General features: G+C 58.8%; 6 protein-coding genes. 5 read left to right on the forward strand and 1 reads right to left on the reverse strand.

Annotated elements, in window-relative coordinates:
• Nucleotides 1-61: 61 nt before the first annotated feature.
• From vccA to BGE01nite_RS07445, 4 genes are all read left to right on the forward strand, one after another.
• Nucleotides 62-5,425: a Verru_Chthon cassette protein A gene (vccA, locus tag BGE01nite_RS07430; protein WP_146849802.1), complete on the forward strand. Its 5,364-nt coding sequence runs from the start codon at nucleotides 62-64 to the stop codon at nucleotides 5,423-5,425.
• A gap of 30 nt (nucleotides 5,426-5,455) precedes the next feature.
• The gene (vccC, locus tag BGE01nite_RS07435; RefSeq protein ID WP_146849803.1) at nucleotides 5,456-6,538 is read left to right on the forward strand and encodes a Verru_Chthon cassette protein C; all 1,083 of its coding nucleotides are present in this window, start codon (nucleotides 5,456-5,458) and stop codon (nucleotides 6,536-6,538) included.
• 39 nt (nucleotides 6,539-6,577) lie between these two features.
• A complete protein-coding gene (gene vccD / locus BGE01nite_RS07440) occupies nucleotides 6,578-7,288 on the forward strand; it encodes a Verru_Chthon cassette protein D (RefSeq protein WP_146849804.1) in 711 nt (236 codons plus the stop codon).
• A 321-nt stretch (nucleotides 7,289-7,609) separates the two neighbouring features.
• Nucleotides 7,610-8,341 (forward strand): septal ring lytic transglycosylase RlpA family protein, encoded by a 732-nt coding sequence (locus BGE01nite_RS07445; RefSeq protein WP_146849805.1) that lies wholly within the window; start codon nucleotides 7,610-7,612, stop codon nucleotides 8,339-8,341.
• Between the two features lie 54 nt (nucleotides 8,342-8,395).
• Here the strand turns inward: BGE01nite_RS07445 and rnr are convergent, their stop codons facing one another.
• Nucleotides 8,396-10,909, reverse strand: coding sequence for a ribonuclease R (rnr, locus tag BGE01nite_RS07450; protein WP_146849806.1), 2,514 nt, complete (start codon nucleotides 10,907-10,909; stop codon nucleotides 8,396-8,398).
• A gap of 157 nt (nucleotides 10,910-11,066) precedes the next feature.
• Here rnr and BGE01nite_RS07455 point away from each other — a divergent pair, with 157 nt between their 5' ends.
• Nucleotides 11,067-12,485, forward strand: coding sequence for an FAD-dependent oxidoreductase (locus tag BGE01nite_RS07455; RefSeq protein ID WP_146849807.1), 1,419 nt, complete (start codon nucleotides 11,067-11,069; stop codon nucleotides 12,483-12,485).
• The last annotated feature ends 8 nt before the right edge of the window (nucleotides 12,486-12,493 follow it).

Genomic DNA, 12,493 nt, shown 5'->3' on the forward strand with positions numbered 1-12,493 from the left:
AACCGAAGTCCAATTCGATTTAATAGCCTAAATTCAAAATTAATTCCTCTCTTTTCCGGTTATGAAATCACTGCGCACCTTCTTCCGTGACGCCCGTCGTCATCGCGGTCTCGCCTTGATCATCGTTCTTTCGATGCTCGCCCTGGCTACGATCGTCATGCTGGCCTTCCTGAGTGTGGCGGACACTGAGCATAAAGGGACGATGGGGTATTCGTCCTCCCAAACGGCCCGCCGCCTTGCGGATACGGCCGTGAATATTGTCATCGGCCAGATCCGTGGTGGATCTGATCAGGATGAAACCAGCCCTGGTCGTGAATTCCATGCCACCCAGCCAGGTGCGGTGCGCAAGTACACGCAGGACGGTGCCTTCCTCGCTGGATACAAGCTGTTCTCGGATGATCAGATGATCTACAAAGGCATTGGAGCCGCCAATGGCAGCGCGGCGGCAGCGGAAGAATATGACTTCGTGAAGAAGTCCGAACCCGTCAACGGCTGGAACAAGGCGGAAAACGCCGTGCGTTATGTCGACATGAACGAGCCCGTGATCAAGGGCGTGGCTGATGCCCAGGGGGATGTGGATTCCGCCCAGGTTTTCTTCCCCATCATCGATCCCCGCGCCGCTTATGACATGGACCCGGGCACCGGTTTTAATCCTGTGGAAGGATTTCAATACTCCACCACCACAGCGCTGGGTGGCAATGACATCAGCGGACCAGATGCTGCGGACAATGTGCCTATTGTGCAGCCACCTGCTGACATTGACCGGCTTCGTCTCGCCATGCCAGTGAAGTGGCTCTACATGCTGAAGGACGGCACCGTGGGCGCGCTGAATGCGAACCTCAAGTTCGAAGGCCCCGGACAAGTGACGGCTTCAGCCGTGAATCCGATCGTCGCCAGACTGGCCTTTTGGGCGGACGATGAGACCTGCAAAATCAATGTGAACACGGCCGCTGAGCCCACCTTCCAGGGCAAGCCTACCTACTTCCATGAGCGCGATCACCGCTGGGCAGACTATCCGGCGGCACGTGGTGAGTATCAGCGTTTCTCGGGGCATCCTGCCACAGTGGCCTTGAGCAGCGTGCTCTACCCGAACGCCACCCAGCAATCAGACCGGGACATGGAGACCTACGGCAAGACCACTGGAAGTGCTGCCCTGAACCGCGTTCTCAGCGTGAAGAACCGTATCTATGACGTCGTCCCCAGGCTGGCCCGAGGCGGTAGTGAAGGCGGCACCAAACTGTTTGCCGCTGATACTTACAATGCTGGTGGTGCTGGCGGTCTGACTACGGATGTGGTGCTGACAGACGCGTTGAAGGAGCGCCTCTATGCCAGCATGGATGAACTGATCTTTTCCGGCGTGGGTGGCGGTGCCACCGGCCGCGCCCGCACGGATGTCTCCATTGATGGTGGCCAGCTTTTCTCGAAAACCACCCTCGAGCGCGCTTCCGCGTTCCTCAGCGCCCACAGCCGCGCCAGTGAGATCAGCATGCTCGGTCTTCCGCGTATCGCCATGTGGCCCATCAGCACCACGGCCGCTAACCGCACCGGCTTTGACAATCTGATCGCCTTCTGTTCGCGCCTCGGGCCTGGTAACAGCACCAACCAATACATCTTCCAGCGCGCCAACTCGCGTGACCCCTACAGCGACATCAACAACATCCAGCGCAACCGCGCCCTGCTGGACATGATGGACAAGGTGCTCGCGAACGCGGTGTTCCCTGCGGATTCGTCCACCAGCGGTGCGGGCAATACCTTCAAGACGAAGATGCGCAATGCCAACGGCATGGAAAACTATCGTCAAGTGATTGTCGAAATGTTCGACTACATCCGCAGCACCAATCTGCACGACAGTTTCCTCATCTCCAACGAGCGCAACAGCTGGCCCACCTATGTGGCCTCGGGCAACGAGGGCTCCATCAACTGGGAGCAGACCTATGTGAAACGTGACTTCCTGGTGACTTCTGGCGCCATGAAGACTTACACCTCCACCATCGCGCGCAACCCCAATAACGCCAACAGCGCACGTGGCATTCCTTCGGATAGCGATCCTTACAGCGACCGTGCCCTGCCGGGACATGGTCAGGTCACGCCCATCATTTGGAATGCAGGCGGGCAGGACTACCGTGGTTTTGGCCGTTCCGTTAGCATCAGCGAGATCGGTCTCCAGTTCATCTGCACGGCTGACGGACAGCCGGATATGTACAGCTGGAGAAATCCTATCCAGGACCCCTCGGCGGATCCTGGCAAGGTGGCCTATAAGATCCCCGAGGTGCCGATGATTCAGGAAGAGGACAGCGGCATCACGCAGGCAAGCATGGCCGTTTTGGAAGCAGGAGTCGCAGATGGCAGCATCTCCGGCGGCAGAACAGCCCTGAAAATCCAGAACGTCCCGGATCAGTATCTGATTGAACACCGCATTCCAGATGGTTTTGGCCAGTATTCATTCACCAATGCGAAGGCCCAGCATTGGGCAGACAATGGCCAGGCGTCTCCGCGCATGCTGAAAGACAGGTATTATTCCAACTATCCGCCGAACCCGCCAGGGGGTTCCTATGGAACAGAAACGGGCCCTGAGACGGATGCGAACCGCGGGCGCCACGAAAACAACCATCCGGGCTTCGAGCCGGCGAACTGGAACTATACTCTGGACGCCGGGCAGGACGCCCTGCTTTCTAACCAGAAGCGCGTTCAGGCCATGCTTCACCTGGAGTTCTTCTGCCCTTCAGTCGGTTATACCACCATCTTCCCGGAGTTCACCGTGGTGGTGAAGGGAGACAAGCTGCCGAGCATCGAGGCTGATTCTATTCAGGGCTTCACCTCTCTCTTCCCGGGTGAGGACGTGGTCTTGAAGAGCTCGTCCCCCATTTATGACCAGGATGCAACGCCGCAGGTGGGCGGTTACTGCAGCTTCCGCCGTCTGGCACGTGGCAGACTGCTTCCAGCGCGCGGTGACATGCCGGCAGACGCGGGTTATGTCTCGGGTGCCACCGGAAACATCCATGCAGGTTTGGTGAACATGGAGCTGATTTCGAAATTCTTCACGATCTACAGTGACCAGCCGATGAAGTTCCAGTCCAACGGCTCCATCCAAATCCAGATTTTTAACACGCACGACTATAAGAACGCCTCACCGATTCAGACGATCAACTTCAAGATCCCCTCGGGCCGCGCTCCGGCACCGGATCTGGTGGTGCAGCCCACACACCTCGAGCAGTGGGTGGACACGGCAGGCATTGAGTACGCGCACCCCACCGTTCAGGCTCCTCATTGGTGGGCCTTCCATCGCGGTGGAGCTCTCGGGCGCCCAGCAACGTCTATCGACCTCCCGGGCCGTCTCTTCGAACCCTATTCGGTGCCACAGCTAACGCGTAAAAACCGTGATGGCGATACCGCAGCATCGGGCGCGCCAAACCGCCTGGAGCCTACGCTGCAGCGTCTGCCGGGCTCCACAGCCGTCATTTACGGCTTTGACAATACAAACAATTACAAGCAGGCCCTGCGTCACGACAACCAGGCGGGAGGCGCTGCGGACCGCCAGCGCGTTCGTTTCTCTCGTATCGCTTACAAGACAGACACTCAAGGCAACGCTTACAACATGCTTGCCAATCATGTGGGTTCTGATGTCGTGCGTTCTCTGCAGCCAGGTCATGGTGACGCCCGCATGCTCTATGTGAAAACCAAGGTTCTGGACACTGACTGGTCTCCACATCCTTTGTGGGACAGTGAAACGGCTTTCCTGGCTCATAACTTCTCCAACTACAATTCGGGTTCCGAGGTTGGTTTCGATCGTAGTGGCAGCGCCAGTCTTCAAATCCAGGGCACGCCTGATCCCACCAAGCGGGCACTTCCTGCGGCGATCAACGTGTCCTCTGGCCTGACCCCGGATGCCCCTTACACCGGAGACAACTCCAACGCGGTCAACCCCATCACTGGCAGCCTGTCACCTGCTTATCTGGCGCAGCGCTACTTTGACTTTGACGATTCGGACCCGGGCGGTCGCGTGGGAACGTTTATCAATAAGCCGGATGAAGGTAACTTCGCGGTCGGATCATACAAAGGCAGCGGCTGGCCACAGGCGGTCGAATGGCGCGCGTCGTATTTTCGTGCCAGCTCCTTCGGTGCCCAGTTCGCGGCGGGAGCTCGATCGTTCTTCACGCCCAATCGCATGATCTCCTCGCCTGTGATGATGGGATCTCTGCCGAGCCGCGTCTTCTATCAGAACAAAACGGGTGGTGACGCATCTAACGGTGGTAATGGCGCATGGACGAACTTGCTTTTCCGTCCGCATATCCAGATGACGGGTGGTGCGCTTCGTCACCCTGGCCAGGCAACACCGCCTGACCACTATCTCCTGGACATGTTCTGGATGCCCGTGGTGGAACCTTATGCCATCAGCGAACCGCTTTCCACCGCTGGCAAGGTCAACATGAACTACCAGATGCTTCCCTTCACTCATATCCGCCGGGCCACGGCCCTGCATGCGGTGATGAAGGGAGAACTCTTCGCCGCGCTGCCTAATGTGGACTACTCTCGTGCCCGCGGCACCAGAGATGGCTTCGGCAACTTTGGCAGCAGCGCACCTCGCTTCAGGGACGAGACCAGCGCTCGAAAACTAGATGGGACGACGGACCCCGCCGCCAAGTGGTATCGCTCGATTGTGGTGGACCGCCTGAATAATCCGAACGGTTCGGCTGACGCACAGTGGTGGGTCAACAAAGCATCCTCGCGGCGCGTTGTCGGCACCCTGCGCCAGTTTGAAGAGCGTTTCAATTTCGGGGCCACTGATGTGTCCAACGGTCCTGCAGGTGTTGGTGGTACGGGCACAAACGCAGGTCTACCTGCCAATTTCCGCTCCGGGCTGTTCCGCAGCGCCTCCCAGATCTGCGAGTTGCATTTGATCCCTTCACGCATCCTGGTTTCAGGCAACCAGGGAAATGTTCCTGTGAGCGAGGGCAACTATCGCGGCACCGTCCTGGGGGCAACCAATGACTCCAACGAAAACGTTAAGGACACGGAGCTGGATCTTTATTCTGATCGTGAGGGCGCCATGAAGAACTTCTGGAACAGCCACTCCGCCACGGGTGACAACACTCGTGAAGCACCTTACGCCAATCTTTACGCAAAGCTGACCACCCGCTCCAACACCTTCCGTGTTCATGTGCGTGCCCAGACCTTGAAAAAGGCCCTCCGTGGAGAAAAGCCTGACAACATCCAGAAATGGGTGCCGGGTGAGGATGAGGTCACGGGCGAGTACCGCGGATCCTTCCTCCTGGAGCGCTACATCGACATGACTGATCTCGACCCTAGCAAGGTCAGCACCAAGGCAGATTTCACCGTGGGTAACCCCCTCAGTGATGCAGAACATCCTCCGCTCGACTCCTATTATCGTTTCCGTATCATCGAATCCAAGCGCTTCGCTCCTTGATCCACGCATTGGAAAGACACTCTTCACGCTATGAAAAATCACCCCCGTTTTTCGATCAGCTCCAGGCAGCCTGCGGCTTTCACCTTGGTGGAGATTATGGTCTCCCTCGCGGTTCTGACCATCCTTCTCCTCGTGAGTGCCCAGGTTATCGGCCAGGTGCAGTCCACGTGGTCCGCGTCCAACGCGAGAACCACCCAGTTCAAGGAAGCTCGAACTGCGTTTGATATTTTGTCGCGAAACCTCAGTCAGGCCACGCTCAACACGTTCATTGACTACGACACCAACTATCTGGCCACCGCAGGCGGCACCGCAGCTGCGGCGGCGCCCAGCAGCTATATTCGCAAGTCTGATCTCCATTTCCGCTGTGGGCCGGCCAGTTCACTGGTCCAAAATGCCGGTAGTTCCAGCTTCACACCTGGTCATGCCGTCTTCTTCCAGGCTCCGCTGGGTGTTTCCAATGATCCCACCTTGGTGGGCCTGGACCGCCTCCTCTGTGCACGTGGTTATTTTGTGCAGTATTCCTCGGACGAATCCTGGATCCCGGATTTCATCCCTTCCGGTGATTTTAAATTCCGCTACCGTCTGATGGAGTACTCCCCTCCCGCTGAAATGAATTCCATTTACGCGGCTGTTCACTCGCCCAATGGTTCCATCGCCAACACTTGGTTCTCAGCCGCTGGCAGCGCTAGTGGTAACAGGGCCAATACCGTGCCTACCACCCGCCCGGTGGCTGACAACATCGTCGCTCTCATCATTTCCCCTCGTCGCGAGGCGACGAGTGATACTGAGCAGGAATCCGCCGACGGCCCGACCCAGATCGCCCAGGATTATGTCTATGACTCCAGCAAGCCTGGCAACACGCAGCACCTGCTGCCGCCGCTGGTTCGCGTCGTGCTCGTCGCTGTCGATGAAAAATCCGCCATCCGCATGGGAGAACTGAGCGGCAGCACCACCACCCCTCCGCTCGGAGACCAGCTTACTCCGATCATTGCCAATGCCCACCAGCTTGATCAGGAGCTGAAGCAAATCGTCTCCATCCTGCAGACTATGCGCCTCAACTACCGAGTCTTCTCCGCCACTATCGCTCTCCGCGGTGCCAAGTGGAGCATCTAATTTGAGTACCGTCCGTCGGCCCCCTTCCATTTTTCTGCCATGCACGCGAAAAGCCCCTCACGCTTTGCGAAATCCGGCGCCTTTACCCTTGTCGAGTTGCTGACAGTGGTTGGCATCATCACGCTGCTCATCGCTCTAGCCACGCCCACCTTGGTGGATGTGATCCGCTCCACGCGTCTGAGTTCTGCGGGGGACAGCTTGCTGAATCGTCTCAGCCTTGCCCAGCAGGAGGCCATCGCCCGAAGCAAGGAGGTGGAGTTTCGCTTTTACAAATACGTCAATCCTAACTCTGACCGTCCCTCTCAGGCTCTGTTTTATGCCTATCAGGTGGTGGAGACGCCCAGCGGCCAGGATGCACGCGCAATTTCGGAACCTTTCTATCTGGAGTCAGGCGTGGTCCTCGCACCTGAAATGTCCCTTTCACCGCTGCTTCAGACCACACCTGCGCAGACCCAGGGAGTGCTGACCCAGCAGTATGTGTTTGTTCCCGGCTCGGGTGGCACTGGCAGTGACGTGCAATACGCAGCGCTTCGTTACTACCCAGATGGCAGCTGCCGTCTGCTGAACAGCAACACGCCGGGCAACACGGCCACTGCCACAGCTCTCGCTTACACGGTGCCACCTCTGGCCAACAGCTTTCTGACCTTGGTGGAAACCCAGTTCGTGGGCTCCGGCACCATTCCGCCGCCGAACTACTATTGCATCCAGATTGATGCCTACACGGGCAAGGCCCGCGTGTATCGTCCGTAACATGGCGCAGAAGGCGAGCTGGTCGGGGGGCATGAGAATGGCCTCTCCAGTGAGCCTTCATGTTTCCTGTGGATCGTCGGTAACAGCGTGGAGAATGATCAGGGGCCCCTCCGCTCTTTGGGGGATTGGCCGCGCAAAGAACAATTCCCCGGACTGCACATAGGCGCACAGGCTGGTTCTCAGCGCTCTAGACTTGGCCATCCGCTTGGGGCGGTGGGAGGGCTAGCGCTCTAAAACGCCGCGATTCTGCAACGGCACCTTTTGCTGCTTCATGTAAAAAAATTCTCCTACATAGGTAAGATAGGTGTAATATATGCCAGCATGAAGTTCTCCCGGTTCGTTGCGGTTCTCCTTTCTGTCCTGACGCTGACAAGCTGCCAGACGCCTATCTATCAAGAGCAGGGCTGGGCTTCCTACATTGCCGACAGTTACATCGGGCGCATGACCTCCTCAGGTCAGGTCTATTACCCGAACTATTACACGGCGGCACATAACACGCTGCCTTTCGGCACGGAGGTTACGGTCCAAAACCTCTACACCAAGCAAAGCGTGAAGGCCGTGGTGACGGACCGCTTCCCGTATTATCCAGGCCGTGTGGTCAATCTCTCCAGCGCCGCGGCACAGGCCATCGGCATGCCGCGCATGCAGCTGGCCCAGGTGAAGGTGGTCGCGTACAAGACACCGCCAACCAATTATGCAACCCCTGGCCATGGGCAGCAGCAGCCAGGCTATCAGACACAGCGGCAGTATTACCCTCAGCAGCAGCAGGGATATGCGCAGCAACAGCCTTACTACCCCCAGCAACAGCAGGCGTATGCGCAGCAACAGCAGAGCTATCAGTATCAGCCGCAGGCCGTGGCCCAGCAGCCCTATTATCCACAGCAGCAGGCGGCGTATGGCGTGCAGGGTTATCCCGCCCAGCAGTCTCAAATGATGGCACCCGTGCAGCAGCAGGCCAAGCCCTCGTTCTTCCAGCGGCTGCGCGGAGGCACACCCTCTGCGCCTGCCTATCAGGGAGGTGGGGGAACACCTCCTGGACTGAAGACGTTTTAGAGGTCGGGCTTTTGGCTAGGCCACGGCGGTGGCCGTTGCCTTCGCGAGGGCCCACTAGGTGTCTGTGGGCTTCTTGCGCCTGCGGAACGGTGGCTTCTCGTAGAAGCGGAGTTTTCTGGGTGGTGCAGACTCGGAGGGAGATTCTGGTGGAGGTCCTGGCTGCGGAGCTTTGCCGGGCTTGGAAGGCGGCGGTGCGGCTTTCCCGCGCCGGTCACTGGTCCTCTCGGGTGGTGGGCCAGACCTGGCTGGGGCTGGGTTGGTCTTGGCTGGAGCGCGACCTGCCTTGGCGGGTGGCGCACCTACCTTGCCATGGGATTGGTTAGGCCTGGCAACGGGTTCGCTGAACCTCCGGGAGGGTGCGTTTGACCTGGCAGGCGGACCAGACCTCGCTGGCTGCGTGCTGTGCAGGGCAGCTGACTGGGTCGACCTTGCGGGAGGTGACGCCTGCGTTGACACAGGACGATTCGTCAGGCTGAAGTCCACCTGCTTCTTCAGACGGTCGATTCGATAGATCTGCACGGTCACACGATCCCCGAGCTTGATGATGCGGCGTGAATGCCGGCCCACCAGATAACCGCGGGATTGATCGAGGGTGAAGAAGTCATCCGGAATGGCGGAGAGCGGCACGAGACCGCTCATGCCCAGATCTGACACATCCACGAAGAACCCGAAGTTCCGCACATCCGTCACCAGGGCGGAGTAGGGCTGCGGCTTCTTCGAATTCATCTGAGATTCGAGGTAAGCGTAGAGCTTGACCTCCTTGCTGTCGCGCTCGGCATCCGAGCTGTTCTTCTCCGTGAGGCTGATATGCTCGGCGATCTCCTTGGCCACGCTGACTTGCAGCGGCACCTTGTCAAAGAGCGCACGATGCACCACGAGATCCGCATAGCGGCGGATCGGAGAGGTGAAGTGCGTGTACTTCTTTTTGGCTAGGCCATAGTGCCCGAGCGGCTCGACCGCATAGCGGGCGCGCATCATGGACTTCAGGAAGCCGATCTTCAGCGCATCGCCAATGGGCAGGGTGCCCAGCTTGGCCAGCAGCTTCTGCACTTCGGGGCGATGATTCAGGTCACCGCACTGGATGCGGTGGCTGAGGACATCTTCGCGGTAGTCATTCAAGCGCTTCTCCTTCGGTGACTCATGCACGCGATACACCGCCGGGATGTCGAGCTGCATCAGACGCCCCGCCACGGCCTCGTTCGCGAGCAGCATGTACTCCTCGATCAACTGGTGGGAGATATCGTTCTCGATGCGCTCAATGCGAATGACCTTGCCCGTTTCATCCAGGCGGATCTTGTTCTCCGGGAAGTCGAGATCCAATGAACCGTTGGCGAAGCGATGCTCGCGGATCTTCTGCGCCATGGCATTGGCATCATGCAGCATCTGCTCGATCTCGCCCTGAGGCGGACGTTGCAGCGCGGCGAAGGCTTCCTTGTAGGTGAAGCGGCGCTTCGAGTGAATCACGGAAGGGTAGAACTTCGAGCTGATGACCTTGCCAGCATCACTCAGCACAAATTCCACGCATTTGGTTAAGCGGTCGATGCCTGGCTTCAGCGAGCAGAGCTCGTTGCTCAAGGCTTCAGGCAGCATCGGGATCACCCGATCCACGAGGTAGGTCGAGTTGCCGCGCTTCTTCGCCTCGATGTCCAGCGGGCTGCCGGGCTTTACGTAATGCGAGACATCGGCGATGTGCACCCAGAGGCGCCAGTCGCGGCCCTGTCGTTGCAGGCAGATGGCATCATCGAAGTCTCGGGCATCATCGGGGTCGATGGTGATCACATTGTGGGACCGGCAGTCCACACGATCACGGCATTCGTCAGCACTCGGCTGGTTGTCAGGCCGTGATTTCGCGATGGCGTTCGCCTCGGCGAGCACGTTTTTCGGGAAGTGCAGGTTCAGATCGTAGTGACGGATCACCGAGAGCATGTCCACACCCTCGGCATCGGGCGATCCGAGCACCTCGATGATTTCGCCCTCTGGTGGCACATGGCGGGATTCCCATTCGAGAATCTCCACGACGACCTTGTCACCGATATTGGCCTGGCGGCCGACATCGCGTGGTGGCGGCACATGCACAGCGCTGGGAAGACGCGGATCATCCGGTGTGACGAAGAGGAACTGGCGTCCCTTGTTCAGCGTGCCAACGAACTGTTTGCGACCTCTCTCGAGGATGCGCACGACCGCGCCGGTTTGATCCTGCGGGCTGTCCTTCTTCAAAAAGCCGCGTGGGCGGACATCGATGCGGACGAGCACACGATCTCCATGAAGGGCGGTATCAGTGGCGCTCTCGGGGATGCCGATTTCGCCAATGCCGGGTTTGTCTGGCTGCACGAAGCCGCGGCCGCCGCGGGTGATCTGAATCACACCTGGGATGAGGTCGGCCTCGCTGGAGACGATGAAGCGGTTGCCCTTCGTTCGCACGATGAGGCCGCGCTGCACCATGCTCTTGAGGTGGTGCTGGAGTTCTTGTTGCTGTCCGGGTTGAAGTTCCAGAAGGCGGATCAACTGCGGGACGTTCGACGGCGTGTAATCGGGGTGCCCGAGCAGTCGGAGAATGGTTTGTTCCATATATATGGTTGGGAATATGACACTGCCCGGTGCTTTGCGCATCCAATACTGTGTCAGTGAATGGTTTGAGTTAGACCTGAATGGGTCTGGGGTTGGTTCTAGTTCGAGTTATCGCATCTCCTGCTGGCGTGGCGAGGCCGCGTGGGTTTGTTGAGGCATGGCCGCACCTTCCTTCAACCGCCGTTCCTTCCTTCATTCCGCGCTCGCCGGCACTGCTGTGTCCGGCCTGAATGCCGCGCCTGCGGCCTTGGCGAACGAACATTACTTCGATGAGCCTGCGCAGAAGCTGGAGCTGAATGATGATGCGGATGTGATTGTGTGTGGCGCGGGACCCGCGGGGATCGCCGCAGCCATCACAGCGGCACATGCTGGCGCACGCACACGGTTGTTTGAGGTGCATGGGTGCCTCGGCGGCGTGTGGACAGCAGGATTGCTGACCTACATCTTTGATTTCGACAAACCGGGACTCACGCGTGAACTCACAAAGCGCCTGGATGAACGGGATGCCCGACGAAACCAGAATCCGAGCCGCTTTGTCTATGAGCCGGAAGAAATGAAAGTGCTGCTAGAGGAGATGTGTGTGGAGGCAGGCGTGAAATTTCAAATGCATACGCGTGTCTCCGCAGCGTTCCGTGAAGGAAACAGACTGCGCACTATCATTACCGAGTCGAAGGCCGGTCGTCAAGCCTGGCGTGCGCCGATCTTCATCGACACCACCGGTGATGGTGATCTTGGTGCTCAAGCAGGATGCGGCTGGGATGTGGGGCAGGCGAAGGAATGTCCCTGCCAGCCGATGACGATGAATGCGCTCGCCGTGGTGAAGGATGCGAAGGCAATCGCGCAGTTCACCTCCTTCAATGGCACGGATGAATTCAACGGTCCCAGCGGCCATCTCACCTGCGTGGAAGCCTTCAAGCAAGAGCTCAAGCGCGCGGGCATCGAGACCTCCTATGGTCACCCAACCATCTTTCCGGTCAGGGATGATCTGGTGATGCTCATGCTTAACCATGAGTATGGCATCAAGCCCTGGGATGCCGCTGCGATCAGCGAGGCCACGGTGCGTTCACGCGCGGAAGTGTTCCGCGTCATGCGCGCTTTGCGGAAGCTTGGTGGCGTGTGGGAAGATCTGCAGATCGCCGCCACGGCGGAGCAGATCGGCGTGCGTGATGGCCGCCGAATCCATGGTCGCTACGCTGTGACGCGGCAGGATCTGATCGAAGGCGCACGGCAGGAGGATGCCGTGGCACGCGTGACCTTTGGCGTGGACATCCATGCGGATTCCAAGAAGACCAATGAGTCCGAGCCCATCAGCCACAGTGATTTCAAGATGAAACCCTATGACATCCCGCTGCGTGCCTTGATCGCGAAAGATGTGGATGGGTTGATGATGGCAGGTCGCTGCATCAGCGGAGATTTCATTGCGCATGCGAGCTATCGCGTGACCGGCAACTCCGTGGCGATGGGTGAGGCGGCGGGTGTCGTCGCGGCGCTTGCGGCGAAGTCGAGGCGACTGCCGCATGATGTCGAGTGGAGCGAAGGCGCGAAGAAGCTGGCAGAGATGGGACAGAGGGTGTGATCCCATGG

The organism is Prosthecobacter gellanilyticus, assembly GCF_007992435.1.
Classification (GTDB): Bacteria; Verrucomicrobiota; Verrucomicrobiia; order Verrucomicrobiales; family Verrucomicrobiaceae; genus Prosthecobacter; species Prosthecobacter gellanilyticus.